The sequence below is a fragment of the Mycobacterium sp. P4_H6 genome, assembly GCF_056400845.1.
In genome coordinates this window covers 56,447-76,166 of the sequence record NZ_JBFUKN010000027.1, presented here as the reverse complement: position 1 = coordinate 76,166, position 19,720 = coordinate 56,447, and the positions used below count along the sequence as shown (strand labels likewise).

The following is a 19,720-nucleotide window of genomic DNA, read 5'->3' as shown; positions in this document are numbered from 1 at the left end:
CAGCCGGAGCGGATGGACGCGAACTCCGTGGGGGCGCTCGCGATGTGCGTCCCGACCACGGTGACGATCAGCGCGATGCCCAGTACCGAGCCGACCTGCCGGGCGGTGTTGATCAGCGACGAACCCGAACCCCAGCGTGGTGCCGGCAGCGCGGACCCCACGACCGAAGACAGGGTCGGCAGGATCAGCCCGACTCCCAGGCCGGTCAGCAGCTGACCGGGCAACAGGCCGCCTAGATAGTTCTCCGATGGCCCGAGCCGCCACAGCCACCACAGCGCACCGGCCGTGAAGCTCAGGGCGCCCAGCGTGGCGACGGCTCCGATTCCCAGCCGTGCCGTCAGGCGATTCGCCTGTCGGGCGACGACGACAACGACGGCCGGGCCGGCCGCAAGGCCGAGACCGGCGGCCTGAGCCGACCAGCCCCAGGTGGAGGTGAGATACAGCACGTTGACCAGGAGCATCCCGGCGAATCCGCACGAGAAGGCCAGCATCATGACGGTGGCCAGCGCGAACTCGGGGACACGCAGCACTGCGAGATCCAGCGCGGGCACCGGATGGCGGCGCGAGCGGATCACCACCGCGGTCATGCCCACCAGCGAAACGGCGAGTGAAGTGACGACCAGCGTTGCGCCCCAGCCCCGCTCGGGCACTTCGACCAACGCGAAGGCCAGCGCACCGACTCCGAGCACCAGGAAAGCAGCGCCGAGCAGATCGGGTCGTCCGATCGCCGTGATGTCGGATTCGCGGAGGACACGAGCCGCGGCCACCATGGTGAGGATGCCGATGGGAACGTTGACCAGGAACACCCATTGCCAGCCCGCGGCGACGAGCAGTCCGCCCAGCGGCGGACCGAGAGCGGCAGCGACCGCTCCCACCGACGCCCAGGTGCCGACCGCTTTGGCGCGCCGTTCGGCGGGCCAGGCGTTGAGCAGCAACGACAATGAGGTCGGTGTGATCAGGGCCGCCCCGACACCTTGGACGGTCCTGGCGGCCACCAGCGCCCACAGGTGGGGCGCGAGCGCGCAGGCCGCGGACGCGGCGGTGAAGATCGCCAGTCCGATCAGAAAGACCCGTCGGTGGCCGTAGCGGTCGGCGAGGCGGCCGGCCAGCGCCAGTACCGCGGCGAAGACGACGGTATAGCTGTTCAGCACCCAGGACATCTGGCCGAAGTCGGCGTCCGGGAAGTCAGCGCTGATGGCGGGGAAGGCGATGTTGACGATGAACAGATCGAGCGTCGCCAGGAAGGCCGCCGATGAGGTGATCACCAGGACGGCGCCCGGCCGGGTGTTGGCGGAGGTGGTCATGTCGTGGCCTCGACGTCAACCGCGTTGCGGGAGAAGGCCGGTTGCGAACAGATCCGACACGTACTTCTCGATCAGTTGTCGCGACAGGTGTGGAATGTCGTCGGCGCCTTCGATGTTCTGCTGCTGCACGGCGTGCCGGAACACCTCCGCGGGCGCGAGCGCACCCAGCACCGGCCGCTCCGGTCGGCTGTAGGCCGTCAGCAACGGAAGCACCGAATGCTGTCGTTGTGCGACTGGGAGGGCACGCAGCGCGGTGTCGAATCGGTTGAGCCAGTCACCGTAATCGGCTACCCGGTTGATGGCTTGTCCGGCGTCGATCATCCAGTCCACGAACACGTCCAGGGACACACCGTCGTCGTGCGGGTTCATCACGTCGTAGGACCGGAAACCGGGACCGGCCGCGGTGGCGAGCGCGGTGATCGCTTCGGCAACGAAGTCCACGGGGAGACCGTCGTAGTGCGAACGGGCACGCTGCCCCGAAGGGCCCGTCTCGTAGAAGGATCGGGGTGCCAGACCGGTGACCAGCAGGCTGTAGACCAGGCGGGTGAACATGTCGGGGACGTTGAGCTGACCGGCGTAGCGGCGGTGGGCCAGGATCATTCCCGAACGGAACACCGACACCGGCAGACCGCACAGGTCGTGGGCCTCGCGCAGCAATACCTCGCCGGCCCACTTGCTGTTGCCGTATCCGTTGGCGTAGGAGTCGTCGATCGGTCGCACCGGGCTGATCTCGCGGATGTCACCGTCCTCCTCGAAGCGTCCGGGCTCGACGGTCATCGCGACCGACACCGTGGACAGGTAGCTGACGGGTTTGAGCCGCGTGCTGAGTGCCAGCCGGATCACCTCGGCCGTTCCATTGACGTTGGGGCCGAACAGTTGTCGGTACGGCAGCATGTGGTTGACCAGGGCGGCCGGATGGACGATGAGGTCGACCCGCTGAGCAAGGCCGTCCCAGATGTGTGGGTCGAGGCCGAACAGTGGCTCGCTGATGTCGCCGGCGATGACCTCAAGATGAGCGGCGGCCAGCGTCCGGAAATGCTCGAGCAGTCCGGCGTCGCCGCTGTCGAAGACGTCCTCCAGACGTGCCCGGGCGGAGTCGTCGTCGGCGCCGCGCAGCAGGCAGATCAGTGTTCCACCGGTCTCTGAGAGCCGCTGCAGCCACTCCAGCGCCAGGAATCTACCCAGATAACCGTTGGCGCCGGTCAAAAGAACGACGCCGGGTGCGCAGTCCTCGGGTGGCGGCATCGTACCGGCCTCCGCCAGAAGGGGTTTCGGCAGGAACTTGTCGAGAGTGAGATCGGTGGCGTGTATCGAGCCGGTGCTCGATCCGTGCACACTGGCCGCCGTTGGGGCGGACGGCCCGTCCCCGGCCTCCCTCGTGAGGTAGTCCGCAATGTCGCCCAGAGTCGTTGTCGGCCCGGTCAGTACTCCCACGGGAGTCTCCACGGCGAACAGTTCGTACAGCAGGTTCGAGAAGGTCAGCGCCGACAGCGAGTCGCCGCCCAGGTCCAGGAAGCGATCACCGGGGGTGACTTCTGCGACGGGTGTGCCGAGCAGTGCGGCGGCCGCCTGCACGACGACGTCGACGGTCGGTTGGTGGGGCGCCGCGTCCCGCAGCGCCCGCACCTCGTCTGCCCGGGAGGCATCCAGCTGCTCGTACATCTGCTCGAGCTCGGCTGCGTACCGCTCCTTGAGCTTCGGGCGCAGCAGCTTTCCCACTCCGGAGAGCAGCCCGTTGTCGGAGGTGAACGGCTCGGCGTCGAGCAGGAAGTCGACCGGCAGCTCGTAGGATTGTAGATCGGCCTCGCGGGCCGTCTTGGAGAGTCCGGCCCGCACGGCCGCCTTCAGTTCGGCGTTGGCCCCGCCGTAGGTGGCCAACGCATCGTCGGTGGGGACGACGACGGCAAGCAGGCCGGGGCGCTCGCTGTTGCCGTAGATGAAGATCTGCCGGATCAGTGGGGCGCCGGCGTAAATGGCTTCCAGATTGGCCACTGCGACGAACTCACCCTGGGACAGTTTGATGACATTGTTGCGGCGGTCGACATAGGCCAGCCGATCCGGTGCGATCTCGGCCACGACATCGCCGGTGCGGTAATAGCCGTCGGCGTCGAAGACCTCGGCGGTGAGCTCGGGGCGCTTATAGTAACCGGACATGGCGGCGGCGCTCTTGACCAGCAGCTCGCCCCGAGGGTGGGGTTTGTCGGTGCTGAAATAGCCCAGCTCCGGGACGTCGATCAGCTTGTAGTCGATGACCAGCGGCCGCACCACGTAACCGTCGGTGGTGACCGCGCCGATCTCGGTCAACCCGTAGGTGTCCACCAGGTCGGCCTGCAGAGTCGATTCCAGGAACGATCGCATGTCCGCGGCCAGCGGGGCAGTACTGACGAACCCACCGAGAACCCGTCCGCCGAGCAGCTTTTCGCGGATCTCGGTCTTGGCGTGCTGTTCGGCGACGTCAGGGTCGGCGCCGCCCGCCAGCAGTCGATCCCTGATCTGTTGGTAGCGCTGGTAGAGCATGTCCACGACACGGGGAACAAGGCCCAGGTCGGTGGGTCGCGCCAGCGCCCAATCCTCGAACAGTGTCGACAGGTCGCTCTCGGCGACGAAGTAGCTGGTGCCGCCGGTCTGGAACGACGCCGACAGCGGCAGCCGTCCTCCGAGGTGGTTGAGCGGCATGAAGTTGACGTTGATCACCGCCGACTCGGTCGATTTCGTGGGAATCGTCCACAGCGTGGCGACCATCCGCTCGGTCCACATGGCACCTTTAGGGGTGCCGGTGCTGCCGGAGGTGTAGAGGATCATCGCCAGCCGGTCGTCGGATCCATCGGTGTAGATCGGGGCCTCGGGGGCATTCTTGCCCCGCGCGATGAGCTCAGGCAGGGTTTCGATGATGACGTCCATCCCCGCGGCCGAGAATGTGTCCCGGGCGTGCTGCAGGCTTTCGGCGTGCTGCACATCATCGGCGCGGTAATCCATGACGACCATCCGTGACAATTCGCGCACTCCGAGCGCCGACTCCACGGCCAGGTCGAGATAGGCCGCACCGGTCGCGAGTACCCGCGGCCTGGTCTCGTCGAGGATGGGTGCTAGCCGAGATGACGTGGCGTTGTGCTGCAGCGGTATCGACACCAGCCCCAGGTAGCCGCACACCAAGTCAATCGTGAGGTAGTCGGCGCTGGAGAAACCGATGGCCGCCACGAAATCACCCGGCCGGATGGGATCACGGTGGTCGTGGTGCCACGCGCCGGCGACGGCGCGGACATCGGACCAGAGCTCGCCGTAGGACACGGTGGTGAACGCGGGGAGTAATCGGGTGGCGCTGCTACCGGCGGCTTCGTCGCGGACCGTCTCGCGGTCCCTGGTGCCCAGTGCCGGACGATCGGAGTATCCCTGGGCCAGGGTCTGAAGTACCTGCGACAACCGCAACCCGGGGCGACGCGCTGCGCCGAGCACATCGGGACGCGGAACGGCCGCCTGCAGTTGTGGGTCGGCGTCGACCGCGGTTGCGGTCGGTGTTCCAGCGGTCACGCGATCTCCTGTGCTCGAGCCACACCCTCTGGCTGTGCCTTTGTCTAGTCAGACCCTAGGCGTCTGACTTTACTGAAGGCAAGTCAGCTGGCACCATGGCCGTTATGACCTCCATGACACTCACCGGCCGGCTCACCGACCGTGATGCCTGGTCGGCGGACGGTTGCTCCGTTGCGGCGGCGCTGGATGTCGTCGGGCGACGCGCCAGCCTGTTGCTGTTGCGGGAGGCGTTCTACGGCGCGCACCGGTTTGAGGAGTTCTCCCGGCGGGCCAAGCTCAGCGAGAAGATCACCGCCACCCGGCTGAGGGAGCTCGTGGAGGAGGGGCTGCTGGAGAAGCGGCCGTACCACGAACCCGGCCAGCGCGGCCGCGAGGAGTACCACCTCACCGAGAAGGGCGAGGACTTCGGGCCTGCGCTGCTGGCCTTGATGCGCTGGGGTGACCGCTGGGTCCGCGCCGATGGAGGACGGGTCAAGCTGACACACGCGGAGTGCGGCGCGCCGATCGATGTCGAAATTCGCTGTGGTGCAGGTCATTCGGTATCGGCGTCGGACATCGAGGCCGGTCCGGCCTAGAGTTCGAGGACCAGCCGGTCACCACGTGCGCGGGAGACGCAGATCATCATCGTGTCACCGGCCTCGCGTTCGGTGGCGTTGAGAATCGAGTCGCGGTGATCGACCGACCCGGACAACACTGTTGTCTCGCAGGTGCCGCAGACGCCCTCTTCGCATGAGGACATCATCGGCACTCCCGCGTCTTCGACGGCATCGAGGATGGATATGTCCGCGTGCACCGTCACCGTCTCGCCGGATAGGGAGAGTTCGACTTCGAATGTGCGGTCGGTATCGGTGCCCTGGCTTGTCTTCGGCGCGAAGCGCTCCAGGTGTAGTGCCCCTTCCGGCCAGTTCGCGCTGGCGGATTCGACGGCGTTGAGCAGGGGTTCCGGACCGCAGCAGTACACCGCAGTCCGCTTCTTCGGGCGCCCGAGCAGCGACGTGAGATCCAGGCGTCCGTACTCATCGGCCGGACGTATCTGCACCCGCTTGCCGTAGGTGCGCTGCAATCCCTCGCGGAACGCCATCGACGCTCGGGTGCGACCCGCGTAGACCAGGCGCCAGTCGGCTCGCTGTGCGTGGGCCGCCGCGATCATCGGGAGCATCGGGGTGATCCCGATCCCACCGGCGATGAACAGGTAGCGCCTCGCTCTGACGAACTCGAAGTTGTTGCGTGGCCCGCGAATATGGATCTGCTGGCCTTCGACCAGTTCGTCGTGCACCTGGCGCGATCCGCCACGGCTGTCGGGCGACCGCAGCACCGAGACCTGCAGGCTGGATCGATCTGCGGGATCCCCGCACAGCGAGTACTGCCTGACCAGCCCCTCGTCCAGCACGAGGTCGATGTGGGCGCCCGGCTTCCACGTGGGTGCCGGTCGACCGTGCGGATCGCGCAAGGTCAGCATGACGACATCGTCTGCGACCACTGACTTGCTCTGCACCACGAGGTCGTGCTCGGTGTCGACGAAGAACATGTTCATGTCCGGCTCTCCTTGTCCGCGGTGGTCGATGTGGGAACGGCTGCGCGCGCACTCAGGTGGGGAAGCAGCGCGCGAAAGTGCGCAGGAGCAGGGGTGAACCCTTGATCGTGATGCGGCGGCGCACCAGCGCCCAGGGCAGGGACGCTTGTTTGTTCAGGAAACGGATCCAGGTGTCCGAGTCGACGGTGACGTGGATGTCGGGCGCACCGTGGTGCCCCTCGGCGACATCGAGTTCTCGGTCCCCGATCGTCACCGTGATCTTGCGCGGCTCGGACCCGGTGAAGGTGAAGTGGTAGCGCGCCGATACGCCTTTCGCCTGCTCGCGCTGAAAGATGATCGGCAGGCCTTCGACCAGACCGTCGATGCTCGTGGCCCGCAACGTCTGACCGACATGACGCACCGTCTTGTGTGGATAGCGCTTCGTCACGAACTCTTCGGCGTCGGATCCTTCGATGACGTACACGGGTTCTTCTTTGGCTTGTAAGGGGCGTACCACGTCGGTGAGGTGCTTCTTGCGGTCATCGAGCCAGGGCCCCAGGACGTCCTCGCCGGCGGGGCACACCGACATGCAATAGGCGGCCTTGTAGTTGGCGCCGAAGGACAAGCTCTGCCACATGGACGCCGACTCGTTGGCGGTGACCTTCGAACGGAAGTCGCCTGCATCCTTGCTGTCGGCGACGTCCTCGATGAAGTCGGTGAAGCCGCCCATGAACTCGCGGTAGTTGTGGCTGTAGCAGGCCGAGAAGTCGAAGTGTCCGTCGGCGGCGATCGCTCCGGTGGGGCAGGCGGTGACGCAGAGTTTGCATTCCAGGCACGGGTTGTAGGTGATCGGTGCGGAGTAGTCGCTGACCTCCGCGTCGATGAGCACGGTGCCGAGCAGGATGAAGTTCCCGAAGGTGGGGTGGATGACGTTGCGGTGAATCCCCATCTTTCCCAGGCCCGCCGCCACCGCCACCGGCTTGTGGCTGACGACCCATGTTTTGCGGGGAAAGTTGTTCATTTCCATGGGGAATCCCATGGAGGGGTTGATCGCGCGGACACCCATCGCTTCCAGCTTGCTCGCCACGGTGCGGCCGACATCGTCGCAGTGGTCGCCGGTGTGGTGGAACTCGAGGTTGGCCACCGAGCGCGCCGGGGTGCGAATGCTCTCCCGGTTCATGCGACAGACATAGCTGATCAGCACTTTGACACCCGGGAGTGCCGCGTTGAGATCCGGTCGTTGATCCGCGATTTCAGGGCGATCGATGTGTACGAAACCCACGTCGTCGGCGCCTGCGTCCAGACACAGTTGACGCAGCCAGGACTCGTCGAGCGGTTGGGCGGGGATTCTGGCGTGATCGCGCTGCCGCACCGCGATCACATTCGGATGGTCTTCGAGCTTGTTGGGTTTGGCCATAAGGCCTCCTTCGTCGTCAACAGTGATGATCCACAGTAGAGACAAGAAAATCAAGTGACTCTACTAGAAACATGCCCAAATGGATGATGTCGGCAACCGAATAGATGAGACTTACCCACATAGGCTGACGAGCGTATGATCGGCCCGTGTCCGCGCCGAAGACCTACCGCCAGAATTGTCCTGTAGCACTGGGTTTGGATGTCCTCGGCGAACGATGGACGTTACTCATCTTGCGCGAGTTGATGGGTGGGCCGCGCCGTTACAGTGATCTGCGCGCCGAGCTTGCGGGCATCGCCACCAATCTGCTGGCGGACAGGCTGCGCGCGCTGGAGGAAGCGGGCCTGGTCTCGCGTATCGACCTGCCTGCACCGATCGCGCGGACGGTGTACGCGCTCAGTGACCTCGGCTGGCAAAAGACCGTCCCCGTGGTGAAGGCCATCGCCGAGTTCGGGATGGATCAGGTCGACCTCGATGACCCGCAGCGGACGCCGCTGACCGGATTCCTCACCGGCCTGCTCCTGGGCTTCGACCCGGATGGCGCCGGCGACCTGCGCGCGTCCTACCGCATCGACATCGACGACCGCGTCTTCGAGTTCTCGGTGGACCATGGACGTCTGGCGGCCGCGGACGGTGCTCCCGACGTCGTGGTGACGGCGAGTGCCGACGACCTGGTGATGGCCCGGCTTGCGTCGACCGCCCCGCGACGCAGGGCGGCAGTCAGGCGCGTGCGATGTGAGGGAGGCGAGGAGGCCGTGGCGGCACTACGCGAGGCCTTCCCCCAGCTGTCGGTGTGAGAGCGCAAACCCCTGCCCATCCCGACGCTCCCGTGCTAGATTGTCCCGCACGGGACTAAATGGTCCACGGATGCGGCAGATCGGGGTTACACACTGTGGGCACGCTTGAAGCACGAGACTGCTATCGCGTGATCCAATGGGCGACAGGCAATGTCGGCAAGGCGGCGATCCGGCACTTCGCCAGAAACCCGTTTTTCGACCTGGCCGGTGTCCTTGTCTTCGACGCCGGCAAAGTTGGCATGGACGCCGGCGAGATCGCCGGCATCGGCCCCATCGGTGTGCCGACCACCGATGACATCGACGCAATCGTGGGACTCGATGCTGATTGTGTGCTCTACGCCCCGATCTGGCTGGACGTCGAGGCTGTGTGCCGGCTGTTGCGATCGGGCAAGAATGTCGTGTCGACCAGCGGGCCGTTCTATCGAACCGAGTTCACCGGTGACGATTTCGACCGCATCGAGGCGGCCTGCTCGGAAGGCAACGCATCCTTTCACGGTGGCGGCGTCCATCCGGGGTTCGCGGGCGATCTCCTCGCGCTGACACTTGCGCGGCTGTCGAGCAGTATCAGCACGATCCACGTGTACGAGGTCGTCGACTTCGGTACCGACCCCTCCAAGTACCTCCTACTGATGGGTATGGGGCAGGAGCCGGCCGAGTTCGCCTCGGCGACTTCGCTGCTGGCCGCATCGACCCCGTACTTCGCGCAGAGCATGACGGAGATCGTCGAGGGGCTCGGCAAGCAGATCGATCAGATCACGCACGAGGTGGCCGTTACAGAAGCGACCGAAGACGTCGCCTACTCCGGCGACCGGGGCACCGACATGCCCGAGATGTCGGGCACCATCCGAAAGGGCACCGTCGCCGCGCAGCACCACCAGTGGACCGCGTTCGTGGACGGCGAACCACTGGTCGTCTTCCACGCGATGTACACGATGGGTGACCGTGTCGTGGGGCCGGACTTCCAGTTCGGTGCGACCCGCTACCGGTTGGTGATCGAGGGCGAACCGCCCACGGAACTGACGCTTGAGGGCGGTGTCGCGGCCGATGGCAGCCGCACTCACCCGGGCTATGTATGGACGGCGATGGACGCCGCGAACACCATTCCGGCTGTGGTGCAGGCCAAAGCCGGAGTGCTCACGGACTTCGATCTGGGCGTGGTGCAGCTCAAGGGGCTAGTCCGCGGCGACAAGTAGCGCTTCGAGGCCACCGACCAGGATGCGCAGGGCAAGGTCAAAGTCACGATCCGGCAAACGGTTTCGCTGAGTTCCGGTCACCTCGCGCAGCAGGGGAAACTCTGTCACCGGCAGATTGCTCAACGCATCAGCCACCTCGGGCACCTGCGGATGCTCGCGGACGTCGGCGGAGATGATGGCGTCGCGTGCCGCCGAGAAGGCGATGTCACCGACGAAGGTGAGGATTCCGCCGGCAGTGTCCAGGTCGAACCCCGCTTGCACCAAGGCGCGGAGCACGCGCTCTGCCAGCGCCAAACTCGCCGGTCCTCCGGGTCCGCTGAGCCGATAGTGGGTTTGTACCGAACCGCTTCGGACAATGCCATCGCGGATTGCGGTCGCGTAGATGGCGAGTAGATCCTGCCACCGGATCCCTTCGGGGACCTCGACACGATTGAGCTCTGCGTCGAACAGGTCTGCCACCACCAACTCCAGCAACCCGTCCTTGTCGCCGACATACCGGTGCAGGGCCTTGCGGTCCACACCTAACGCGTCGGCCACCGCCTGCATGGTCAGCGCGCGTGGCGGTAGACGACGCGCGGCGGCCAGGATCAGTTCCCGGTTGATCCGCGCGGGACGGCCCGGCCGACGACCGCGGTCCGCGTCGTCGGCCGGTTCACCCTCGCGTTCGTGCCGTGCCACCGTGCTCAAGATAGTCGGCGTCGGGCAAGACAGGGTTCAGACGGTTACCGACTGCCCCTCGGTACCGCAGCCTCCCGAGTGATCCGCAGCGTTGGCACTCAACCAGCCGGCGGCACCTGACGTCCGATACCGACGGTGATGCGCGGTGCGGCAGCCGGATCGAGCCATCGGAGCAACGTGCGCATCTGCTCGCGTTCGATGGCGACACAACCCCAGGTCGGTTCGCCATCGGTGACGTGCACGAAGATGCCCGCCGAACGGCCGGGGATCCGCTGCGGATTGTGGTCGACGAGAACGGCGTAGTCGTAGATCTCGCCGGAGTGGCCGAGGTTCTCGGCGTCCTCGGAAGGCTTGGCCTGCGACCGCACGAGGGTGTTGTAGGTGGGGGAGTCCACGTCCTCGTCCCACCAATCCCAGCCGTTCACCTGCGTATAGGGCATGGCGGTTCCGGGATCGGGCTCGCGCCCGAAGGACATGCCGAGCGGGAAAGTGCCGACCGGAGTGCGGAAGACATCGTCCTGGGCCTCGCCCACGCCGAGTTCACCGAGATCGGCGTGGGTGGGTCCGAGGACGGTGCGCCATTCGGTTCCCGTCCGCTCATAGGCGGTGAGGGTGCCGATGGCCGAATCGGCCTGCGGTGCCTCCACGATGATGAGCTGTTCGCGCAATGGTTCGGCTCCCGCGGCAGTCGGAGTCATTGCACCCAGAAGGGCGGCAGCTGGCCCCGCGAGAAGACGCATGAGCTTGTGGGGCATCCGCGAACATCCTTCCGGTGGGGACCTCAACACTAATGGGGGTTCGGCCCGTTAGTTTTGGACGCATGCCGGATTCAGCTGCGATGCAGGAAGCCGATCGCTGGTTTCTGCGGCGCGGACTCCCGTCGGCCGTGCCGCCACGCGCCCGGTGGCGGGAGATTGTGCCCAGGTCGGCCCCCGCTCTGGTCGGGTGGGCGGTACTCATGGTGTTGAGCCTGGTGGCGACGGTGGCGTCAGGCGATGACGACATCGAGATCGACGCCGATCCGTCACCGTCGCAATGGCTGACCTTGGCTGTACTTGCGAGCCTTCCGGTAGCAACGGCGCTGGCGGGCTATAGCGCCTCGCGGCTGCCTGCCGGGCGCGGCCGGTGGGGCGTTTCGGTGGTCGCCATCGCGGTCGGGGTGGCGTCGGACTGGTACGGAGACGACGGGTTCGACGCCGGCTCCGACACACTCATCAACCTGCTGATCGTGGCGCTCATCCTGGTCGCGACCGGGACCGGCGTGGGCTCGATCCTCGGATGGTCCGCACGCGTGACGCTGACTCAGCTGCGGTCGGCAGGGCGCCTCATGGTCCGCGCCCTTCCGGTGGTGTTGTTGACGGTCCTGGTGTTCTTCAACACCCTCGTCTGGACCATCGCCACTGACTTGGACGCGCTTCGAATGAGCCTGCTCGTAGGATTCTTGGCGCTGATCGCGGCGGCCTTCCTGGTCTCGGGAATCCTCGACGCGCTGGACGCCGTAACGGCCGCGCCGATGACGGAGCGCACGATGGCCGGTCTTGCAGCAACACCGTTCGCCGACCTGGCAGAGCGCGCCGAGCCGCCGCCGCTGAGGTTCGGTGAGCGACTGAATCTGGCTATCGTGGTGATTATTTCGCAGATCACACAGATGCTGCTGCTCGCTGCCGTCACCGGGGCGGTGTTCTTCACGATGGGCCTGATCGTGCTGAACCCCGCGGTGTCGGACAAGCTCACCAATGGTGCTCCGGCCCAGAGTGTCTGGTTCGACTTCACCCTGCCCGTATCCGTCGCGCACCTACACGTCACGGCACTGCTGAGCGCATTGACCTTCATGTATGTCAGCGTGCGCGCCGTCGGCGATGGTGAGTACCGCAAGGAGTTCCTCGACCCGCTGCTGGCCGAGATGGAACTCGCGCTGGCTGCCCGCCACCGGTATCACGCAGCCGTCAGGTGATCGAACGCCCCGGACTCTGCTGCGTTCGGATCACGTTGAGAAGCAGCCGGCGGAGCGCCGGTTCGTCGTCCCCGATCGCAGCGATCAGGGCGGGGTCGTTCTGCTCGCGGTCGAGCAACGCCTCATACACCCGGACACCGGCTGATGTGCCCGTGACCGATTTGCGTCGTTCATCGCGCGGATCGGTCTGGCGGCTGACGTACCCCAGGCGTTCGAGCCGTTCGATGGTGCGACTGGCGGTCTGATCGGTCACCCGGCAGGCCTGGGCGATCTCGCGCTGGGTGGCCGGACCGGACGCCACCACATGCAGGACGACCAACCCCGCACTGGACAGGTCGTACTCGCGCAGGACGTGCTCCCAGGACTGCTCAACGAGCCGGGCCGCCATCGAGAGCAGCCGGCCCGTGGGCCATCGGTCCACGCCATCCATCGGCGATGCTCCTTCGTTCGGCAGGTACGCCATTTGCAATTTACTCAGCAGGCTGAACAATATAGGAGAGCCCCGACCGCAGAATGGATGCCGATGACCTCCGAGACCACGACCACAGGCCGATCCCAACACTTTCCCGCACTTGTCGTCTCGCTGCTCGCCGTCGCCCTGGTCGCCACTCTGGGCGGACTCGCATCTGCCGACGCCGCGTCCGATTACCGAAAGCTGACCCAACCCGATTGGGCCCCACCGTCGTTCCTGTTCGGCCCGGTGTGGACCGCCCTGTACGTGCTGATGGCGTTAGCGGCCTGGCTGGTCTGGCGGGCGGGCCCGCAGTGGAGCAACCCGGCGATCATCGCCTACGGCGTGCAACTCGTGCTGAACCTGGTCTGGTCACCGTTGTTCTTCGGACTCGGTTGGCGCGGCCTGGCACTGTTCGACATCGTCCTTCTCGATATCGCCGTCGTCGTCACGATCGCGCTGTTCTGGAAGGTCAACCGGGTGGCCGCAGCGATGCTGATTCCCTACCTCGGATGGGTGCTCTTTGCGACGGCACTGAACTACGCGGTGTGGTCGCTGAACACCTGAGAGGCGCGGAGGCGGCGGGTCACCAGGAAGAGCACCGCACCGACCACGAGCAGGATGGCCGCGAACAGCCAGACCTTCGCGGACTGCTGGGTCAACAGCAGCAGGCATGACGCCACGCCCAGTACCGGCACGGCGGTCCACACCCGAAAGTGCGGATGGTCGACGGTGTCACGCCGCAACACCAGGACCGCGACGTTGGTCGAGATGAACACGAACAACAGCAGCAAGACCACCGTCTCGGCCAGCGTCGACAGGTCACCGACGAGGGTGAGCAGCATCGCCACCACGGTCGTACTCACGATCGCGACCCACGGTGTGCGGCGTTGCGGCAGAACATAACTCAACTGCCGTGGCAGGAGGCCGTGCTCTGCCATGCCGAAGGCCAGACGGCTGGACATGATCATGGTGAGCAGCGCGCCGTTGGCCACCGCCACCAGGGCGATGGCGCTGAACGCCCACGCGGGCACACCCAGACCGGACGCCGAGACGACGTCGAGCAGTGGACCGCTGGACTGGGACAATTCATCGGGGGACAGCACCGCGGCACTCGCGAGGCCGACAAGAACGTAGATGACGCCCGCGGTGATCAGCGACGCGAACAGTGCCCTGGGGTAGATCTTGCTCGGATTGCGGATCTCCTCAACGACATTGGCCGAGGTCTCGAAACCCACGAACGAGTAGTAGGCGATGATCGCACCGCCCAGGATGGCCAGCGCCGGGGTCGAGTCCGCGGGGAACTCGACCACCCGTCCGATGTCGCCGCCGCCCCGGCCGACCATCACCGCACCCGCGACGATCACGATGAGCAGGCCGGTCAACTCGATGACGGTCAGCACGACATTGCTCTTCATCGACTCGCTGATCCCGCGGGCGTTGAGCGCAGCCACGAGCCCGAGAAACACGATGGCGGCCGGCACCGCCGGTACATCGATGAACGTGGCGAGGTAGTCGCCGGCGAAGGCCAGGGCCAGTCCGGCCGCGCTGGTCACACCGGCAGCCAGCATGCAGAACCCCACCAGGAAAGACACCAGCGGACGCCGAAAAGCACGCTCCGCGAAGACCGCCGCGCCACCGGCCTTCGGGTACTTGGTCACCAGTTCGGCGTACGACCCCGCCGTCAGCAGCGCCAGCAGTAGCGCCGCCAGCAGCGGCGCCCACAACGCGCCGCCGACCTCACCGGCCAATACACCCATCAACGCGTAGATCCCCGCGCCCAGCACATCGCCGAGGATGAAAAGAAAGAGCAGCGGACCGGTGATCTTGCGTGCGAGCTTGCCCTCGGGCGGCGCGCCCTCCGGTGCCTGCGCTACTGCCTCCGACGTCATACCTGCCTCCGTGCCGACCGATGCGGTGATGAGGCGGTGTACCCCGCAACGACCGATTGCACGCGGACCTCGAGCCGAATATTCGATTTTCCCGACCACCGTGTCGCGCCTACCCTGGGTAGCCGCACTAACCAAAGTGCAGACACCCAGGGAGAGTGCGTGAGTATCCGAACATCCGCCCAGCCGAAGGCACCGCCGAGCGCAGGCGTCATCATCGCTCTGCTGGTGTTCTCCGCATTCGTGATGATCCTCAACGAGACGATCATGAGCGTCGCGCTGCCGGTGCTGATCGTCGATCTGGAGATCGCCGCCCGCACCGCGCAATGGCTGACCAGTGGCTTCCTGCTGACCATGGCCGTGGTGATCCCGATGTCGGGTTCGCTGTTGCAGCGCTTCCCGGTGCGGGCAATCTTCGTGGCCTCGATGTCACTGTTCTGTGCGGGCACGCTGGTCTCCGCCCTGGCCCCGGGTTTTGCCGTGCTGCTGGGCGGCCGCATCGTGCAGGCCTGCGGCACCGCAGTCATGGTGCCGCTGCTGATGACGACGGTGATGAAGCTGATCCCCGCCGAACGCCGGGGTCAGACCATGGGCACGATCTCGATCGTCATCGCTGTCGCGCCCGCGGTGGGGCCCACCCTGTCCGGATTCATTCTGGGTTCGTTGAACTGGCGCTGGATGTTCTGGATCGTGCTGCCCATCGCCCTGCTCGGGCTGCTCGCCGGATGGGTGTGGCTCCGTGTCCCCGACGAGCGGGAACAGCCCACCCGGATCGACCCCGTCTCGGTGCCCCTGTCGGCGTTCGCGTTCGCGGGCTTGGTGTTCGGGCTCTCGGAACTGGGTGCGTCCGGCCAGGGCGGTCAGGCCGTACCGGCGTGGGTCCCGCTGTCTGCCGGCGCGGTCGCGATGGTGCTGTTCGGCGCGCGACAACTGCAGTTGCAACGCGACGACCGCGCGTTCCTCGATCTGCGACCGTTCACGTACCGGCGGTTCTCGGTGTCGGTGGGTTTGGTGGTCATCGGGTTCACCGGGCTGTTCGGCGCGATCATCATGGTGCCGCTCTACGTGCAGGACGTGCTGGGCGAGAGCGCACTGGTGGCCGGCTTCACCAGCCTGCCGGGAGGTCTGCTGATGGGACTGGCGGGGCCGTTGGTCGGGCGGGTGTACGACCGGCACGGTGCCCGACGGCTTGTCGTGCCCGGTTCGGTCATGCTGTTCCTGTCGCTGTGCGGGTTCGCGATGCTGTCGGCCGCCACGCCGATCTGGGAACTCGTTGTGCTGCAGACGATCATGATGGTGGGCCTGTCGATGATGTTCACCCCGCTGATGACCGACGCGCTCAGCGCACTGCCCGATCGGCTGTACTCCCACGGCAGCGCCATCATGACGACGCTGCAACAGGTCGCCGGCGCGGCGGGTACCGCGTTGTTCGTCACGGTGATGGCCAAGGCGTCCGTCTCGGGGGGCGCACCGGACATGCCCGGCGTGCATGCCGCCTTCGTTACCGCGGCCCTGATCGGCGCCGTCGCGGTTGTGCTGGCGTTCTTCACCGCATCGAGGCCGCTGCCGGCCGGTGGGACGCCGACGCACTAACGCTGCATTCAGGCCAAAAGTCGGTCGTCGTCCTGCGCCTTCTGGGCGGCGGCATCCAGACGGGCCCGGATGTGATCCCACTGCAGTCGCACCTCGGTGCCGGTGGTCGTCGAGTCGACCGCGGTGCGGTCCGCGAGGGCACGCATCAACATCGTGCCGCGGCCCCGACCGGGATTCGGCGCCATCGAGGGATCCTTCACGTGCCAGCGACCCTCGTCGGTGACCCACACGGTCAACGTGGCCAGCTCCGGATCGTGCTCGGCGCGGACATGCATCGGCCCGGGCTTCGGCGAGTTCAGATAGGCGTGTTCGGCGGCGTTGGCCAGTGCCTCGTTGACGGCGAGCACGATGTCGCTGGTCTTCTCCGCGTCCAACGTCAGACTCTGCGCGAGCCAGGCGGCGATGTCATCGCGGATCTGCACGGCATGCGTCATCGTGGCCCCGACTCCGGTTCGGGAGAAGGCCGCGCGCTGCTTTGCTCGATCTTCCATGACACGAGCACATTACCCAGTTTGCGCGACGTTCATTCGTGATGCAGCTAACAACGTCGTAAGGCGTGCTCACCGTGACGGGCGCATGATGGATCGATGGCAACTGATTCTCTGAGCGAGGACGTCATCGAATTTCTGTCGGCGGGCACCCGGACCGGAAAGCTCGGCTACGTCGCCGCCGACGGCCGCCCCTTGATCGCCCCGGTCTGGTTCCTGGTGGAGGACGGCCGTCTGGTGTTCAACACCGGGGCAGACACCGCCAAAGGCCGTGCTCTGCAACGTGATCCCCGGGTCGTACTGCTCGTCGACGACGAGCACCCGCCGTTCTCGTTCGTGCAGGTGCAGGGAATCGCCGAGCTCAGCGAGGACGACCCGGATCTGCGTGGCACCGCCACCCGGATCGCGGCGCGCTACATGGGGGAGCAGCGTGCCGACGAGTACGGTGCGCGCAACGGCGTCCCCGGCGAGCTGGTCGTGCGCATCACGCCACGCAAGGTCATCGCGGCGTTCGACGTCGCCGACTGACCGAGGATCGGTAACTCTCTGTAGCGTTGGTCGGGCGGACGTTTCCGTGAAGGACATAACGGCAATACCAACGGCGGCGGGGCAGCGGCTGCGCGAGACCTGGGAGGAGTCAGATGTCGTCACACGCGGCTGAGCCGTCGCAATCTGCCGCCACGTCGTCGGAGTCCGGCTCTGAAGACCAGGCCAACGAGCCTGCGGAGATCACCTTCGACGAGCACCTGCATCCGGCGCGCCCGAAGGTCCTGCGTTTCCGTCCCCGAGTGCGCACCCCGTTCGTGCGGCGCTCGCTCGCCCAGGACGGTCCGCCGACCGGCGAGAACGAGGCCTACGTGTCGTGGCTGCTGTCGCAGTCGATGCTCGCCGACGCCAACGAGATCAGCCAGCAGTTCTCCGGGCAGGGCTCGATGTGGCAGAACCCGTTCGCCCGGCCCAACCCCCGAACGGCGGTAGAGACCGCGTCGGTGTGGTTCACCGCCTACCCGCTGTCGCTGATCACCCGGTCCGACGAGTCGTTCCTCAAGGCAATGGCCGATGAAACACTGTGGAAGGCCTTTGCGGAGATCGGCATCCAAGCCGTGCACACCGGCCCGGTGAAACGGGCCGGCGGCATCTCGGGCTGGCAACTGACCCCCAGCGTCGACGGTCACTTCGACCGGATCAGCACTCAGATCGACCCCGCCTTCGGATCCGAGGAAGAGTTCCGCCAGATGTGCGGTACCGCCAACTGGTACGGCGGCACGATCATCGATGACATCGTGCCCGGCCACACCGGCAAGGGCGCGGACTTCCGGCTTGCCGAGATGAAGTACGCGGACTACCCGGGCATCTACCACATGGTCGATATCGATCCCCGGGACTGGGAGCATCTGCCCGACGTCCCCGAGGGCGCGGACTCGGTGAATTGCGATGCCGCGACCGAGGATTGGCTCGACAAGGCCGGCTACATCATCGGCCGCCTGCAGCGCGTCATCTTCTATGCCGAGGGCATCAAGGAAACGAACTGGAGCGTGACCCGCCCGATCGTCGGTGTCGACGGTGTCGAACGGCGCTGGGTCTATCTGCACTACTTCAAGGATGGCCAGCCTTCGATCAACTGGCTCGATCCCAGCTTCGCCGGCATGCGACTGGTGATCGGCGATGCCTTGCATTCGCTGTCGGATCTCGGTACGGGCGGGCTGCGCCTGGACGCCAACGGATTCCTGGGCGCCGAGAAGTCCTCCGAGGACGACGTCGGCTGGTCGGAGGGCCACCCGCTGTCCCAAGCGGCCAACCAATTCATCGGCAGCATGGTGCGCAAGTTGGGCGGGTTCACCTTCCAGGAACTGAACCTCACCATCGACGACATCCGCGAGAACAGCATCGCCGGCCCCGACCTGTCCTATGACTTCATCAACAGGCCCGCCTATCAGCACGCGCTGGCCACCGCCGACACCGAGTTCCTCCGGCTGACGCTGCGCACCACGCTGGAAACGGAGATCGATCCGGCCTCGCTGGTGCACGCCATGCAGAACCACGACGAGCTGACCTACGAGCTCGTGCACTGGTCAGCCGGTCACCGCGACGACATCTACCTGTACAAGGGTCACGAGGTCACCGGCGAGGAACTCGGGCACAGCGTGCGCACCGATCTGATCGAAGCGCTCACCGGCCCCAGCGCCCCGTACAACCTGGTGTTCACCACCAACGGCATCGCCTGCACGACGGCGACCGTCATCGCCGCGACGCTGGGTATCTCCGACCTCGACCAGATCACCGATATCGACCCGATCCGGCGGGCACATTTGCTGCTCGCGATGTTCAACGCGCTGCAGCCAGGCGTGTTCGCACTGTCCGGTTGGGACCTGTGCGGCATGCTCACACTCCCGCCCGATGACGTCAGTGAACTGCTCCGTGGCGGCGACACCCGCTGGATCCACCGCGCCGCGCACGATCTCATGGGTGTGAACCCCGAGGCCTCCCACTCCAGCGCCGGGATGCCGCGCGGTAAGAGTCTGTACGGGTCGATCCCGGATCAGCTGGCCAACGAGGCCAGCTTCCTGCGTCAGCTTCAGGCGATTCTCGCCGTGCGAACGCATTACGGCATCGCGACCAGTACCCAGGTGGACATTCCGGAGGTGTCGCACCGCGGCATGCTGGTCATGGTTCACCAACTGGCCGACCCGCACCAGCTGCAACTGACGGTGCTCAACTTTGCCAACGCCGACATCGCCGGCACGGTGCGTTCCGAATTCCTGCCGCCCGACGCGGTCGTCTCGGACATGTTCAGCGGCAAAGAGATCGCGCACGTCGACGATCTGCACAGCTTCGCGGTGGAGATGCCGGCGCACCACGGGATGTCGCTGTTGGTCGAGCGACTGGCCGTCGAAGATTCTGCCGACTGAACGGACCGA

17 protein-coding genes are annotated in these 19,720 nt (G+C 66.0%); 8 read left to right on the top strand and 9 right to left on the bottom strand.

Going from position 1 to position 19,720, the window contains the following annotated elements:
• On the bottom strand, positions 1-1,304 hold a 1,304-nt coding region (locus AC1DTF_RS13805; RefSeq protein WP_477474454.1), incomplete at its 3' end, for a DHA2 family efflux MFS transporter permease subunit.
• A gap of 15 nt (positions 1,305-1,319) precedes the next feature.
• Positions 1,320-4,832, bottom strand: coding sequence for a carboxylic acid reductase (gene car / locus AC1DTF_RS13800; protein ID WP_477474453.1), 3,513 nt, complete (start codon positions 4,830-4,832; stop codon positions 1,320-1,322).
• A 104-nt stretch (positions 4,833-4,936) separates the two neighbouring features.
• Here car and AC1DTF_RS13795 point away from each other — a divergent pair, with 104 nt between their 5' ends.
• Positions 4,937-5,407, top strand: a complete 471-nt coding sequence (locus tag AC1DTF_RS13795) for a winged helix-turn-helix transcriptional regulator (protein ID WP_477474452.1) — start codon at positions 4,937-4,939, stop codon at positions 5,405-5,407.
• Here AC1DTF_RS13795 and AC1DTF_RS13790 read toward each other — a convergent pair.
• Complete coding sequence (locus AC1DTF_RS13790) at positions 5,404-6,360, bottom strand: PDR/VanB family oxidoreductase (RefSeq protein ID WP_477474460.1); 957 nt, start codon at positions 6,358-6,360, stop codon at positions 5,404-5,406. The genes AC1DTF_RS13795 and AC1DTF_RS13790 overlap by 4 nt on opposite strands.
• Before the next feature lie 58 nt (positions 6,361-6,418).
• Positions 6,419-7,762, bottom strand: coding sequence for an SCP2 sterol-binding domain-containing protein (locus tag AC1DTF_RS13785; RefSeq protein ID WP_477474451.1), 1,344 nt, complete (start codon positions 7,760-7,762; stop codon positions 6,419-6,421).
• Between the two features lie 146 nt (positions 7,763-7,908).
• Here AC1DTF_RS13785 and AC1DTF_RS13780 point away from each other — a divergent pair, with 146 nt between their 5' ends.
• Entirely contained in the window at positions 7,909-8,556 is a 648-nt protein-coding gene (locus tag AC1DTF_RS13780) for a winged helix-turn-helix transcriptional regulator (protein WP_477474450.1), read from the top strand.
• A gap of 128 nt (positions 8,557-8,684) precedes the next feature.
• Positions 8,685-9,749, top strand: coding sequence for an NAD(P)H-dependent amine dehydrogenase family protein (locus tag AC1DTF_RS13775; RefSeq protein ID WP_477474449.1), 1,065 nt, complete (start codon positions 8,685-8,687; stop codon positions 9,747-9,749).
• On the opposite strand, the gene AC1DTF_RS13770 is transcribed toward AC1DTF_RS13775, so the two are convergent.
• On the bottom strand, positions 9,729-10,427 hold the full coding sequence (locus tag AC1DTF_RS13770) for a TetR/AcrR family transcriptional regulator (protein WP_477474448.1): 699 nt from the start codon (positions 10,425-10,427) through the stop codon (positions 9,729-9,731). The two genes, AC1DTF_RS13775 and AC1DTF_RS13770, sit on opposite strands and share 21 nt — an antisense overlap.
• Positions 10,428-10,525: 98 nt before the next feature.
• A complete protein-coding gene (locus AC1DTF_RS13765; protein ID WP_477474447.1) occupies positions 10,526-11,125 on the bottom strand; it encodes a L,D-transpeptidase family protein in 600 nt (199 codons plus the stop codon).
• A gap of 122 nt (positions 11,126-11,247) precedes the next feature.
• Here AC1DTF_RS13765 and AC1DTF_RS13760 point away from each other — a divergent pair, with 122 nt between their 5' ends.
• A complete protein-coding gene (locus tag AC1DTF_RS13760; RefSeq protein ID WP_477474446.1) occupies positions 11,248-12,381 on the top strand; it encodes a hypothetical protein in 1,134 nt (377 codons plus the stop codon).
• On the opposite strand, the gene AC1DTF_RS13755 is transcribed toward AC1DTF_RS13760, so the two are convergent.
• Positions 12,374-12,811, bottom strand: coding sequence for a MarR family winged helix-turn-helix transcriptional regulator (locus tag AC1DTF_RS13755; protein ID WP_477474445.1), 438 nt, complete (start codon positions 12,809-12,811; stop codon positions 12,374-12,376). The two genes, AC1DTF_RS13760 and AC1DTF_RS13755, sit on opposite strands and share 8 nt — an antisense overlap.
• Positions 12,812-12,904: 93 nt before the next feature.
• Between AC1DTF_RS13755 and AC1DTF_RS13750 the strand changes: the two genes are divergently transcribed.
• On the top strand, positions 12,905-13,399 hold the full coding sequence (locus AC1DTF_RS13750; RefSeq protein WP_477474444.1) for a TspO/MBR family protein: 495 nt from the start codon (positions 12,905-12,907) through the stop codon (positions 13,397-13,399).
• Here the strand turns inward: AC1DTF_RS13750 and AC1DTF_RS13745 are convergent.
• Entirely contained in the window at positions 13,372-14,724 is a 1,353-nt protein-coding gene (locus AC1DTF_RS13745; RefSeq protein ID WP_057170529.1) for an APC family permease, read from the bottom strand. The two genes, AC1DTF_RS13750 and AC1DTF_RS13745, sit on opposite strands and share 28 nt — an antisense overlap.
• A 165-nt stretch (positions 14,725-14,889) precedes the next feature.
• Between AC1DTF_RS13745 and AC1DTF_RS13740 the strand changes: the two genes are divergently transcribed.
• On the top strand, positions 14,890-16,314 hold the full coding sequence (locus tag AC1DTF_RS13740; protein WP_477474459.1) for a DHA2 family efflux MFS transporter permease subunit: 1,425 nt from the start codon (positions 14,890-14,892) through the stop codon (positions 16,312-16,314).
• Between the two features lie 8 nt (positions 16,315-16,322).
• Here AC1DTF_RS13740 and AC1DTF_RS13735 read toward each other — a convergent pair whose 3' ends face one another.
• Positions 16,323-16,805, bottom strand: coding sequence for an ATP-binding protein (locus tag AC1DTF_RS13735; protein ID WP_057170527.1), 483 nt, complete (start codon positions 16,803-16,805; stop codon positions 16,323-16,325).
• A 96-nt stretch (positions 16,806-16,901) separates the two neighbouring features.
• On the opposite strand from AC1DTF_RS13735, the gene AC1DTF_RS13730 reads away from it, so the two are divergent.
• Both AC1DTF_RS13730 and treS read left to right on the top strand, forming a co-directional pair.
• Positions 16,902-17,330: a PPOX class F420-dependent oxidoreductase gene (locus AC1DTF_RS13730; protein WP_477474443.1), complete on the top strand. Its 429-nt coding sequence runs from the start codon at positions 16,902-16,904 to the stop codon at positions 17,328-17,330.
• A gap of 113 nt (positions 17,331-17,443) precedes the next feature.
• Positions 17,444-19,711, top strand: a complete 2,268-nt coding sequence (treS, locus tag AC1DTF_RS13725; protein WP_477474442.1) for a maltose alpha-D-glucosyltransferase — start codon at positions 17,444-17,446, stop codon at positions 19,709-19,711.
• Positions 19,712-19,720: the final 9 nt, after the last annotated feature.

Bases quoted from the DNA above. Each gene is read 5' to 3' on its own strand.
- AC1DTF_RS13795 (WP_477474452.1), top strand. From the start codon at position 4,937: ATGACCTCCATGACACTCACCGGCCGGCTCACCGACCGTGATGCCTGG.
- AC1DTF_RS13790 (WP_477474460.1), bottom strand. From the start codon at position 6,360: ATGTTCTTCGTCGACACCGAGCACGACCTCGTGGTGCAGAGCAAGTCA.
- AC1DTF_RS13785 (WP_477474451.1), bottom strand. From the start codon at position 7,762: ATGGCCAAACCCAACAAGCTCGAAGACCATCCGAATGTGATCGCGGTG.
- AC1DTF_RS13765 (WP_477474447.1), bottom strand. From the start codon at position 11,125: ATGACTCCGACTGCCGCGGGAGCCGAACCATTGCGCGAACAGCTCATC.
- AC1DTF_RS13760 (WP_477474446.1), top strand. From the start codon at position 11,248: ATGCCGGATTCAGCTGCGATGCAGGAAGCCGATCGCTGGTTTCTGCGG.
- AC1DTF_RS13755 (WP_477474445.1), bottom strand. From the start codon at position 12,811: ATGGATGGCGTGGACCGATGGCCCACGGGCCGGCTGCTCTCGATGGCG.
- AC1DTF_RS13750 (WP_477474444.1), top strand. From the start codon at position 12,905: ATGACCTCCGAGACCACGACCACAGGCCGATCCCAACACTTTCCCGCA.
- AC1DTF_RS13745 (WP_057170529.1), bottom strand. From the start codon at position 14,724: ATGACGTCGGAGGCAGTAGCGCAGGCACCGGAGGGCGCGCCGCCCGAG.
- AC1DTF_RS13735 (WP_057170527.1), bottom strand. From the start codon at position 16,805: ATGGAAGATCGAGCAAAGCAGCGCGCGGCCTTCTCCCGAACCGGAGTC.
- AC1DTF_RS13730 (WP_477474443.1), top strand. From the start codon at position 16,902: ATGGCAACTGATTCTCTGAGCGAGGACGTCATCGAATTTCTGTCGGCG.
- treS (WP_477474442.1), top strand. From the start codon at position 17,444: ATGTCGTCACACGCGGCTGAGCCGTCGCAATCTGCCGCCACGTCGTCG.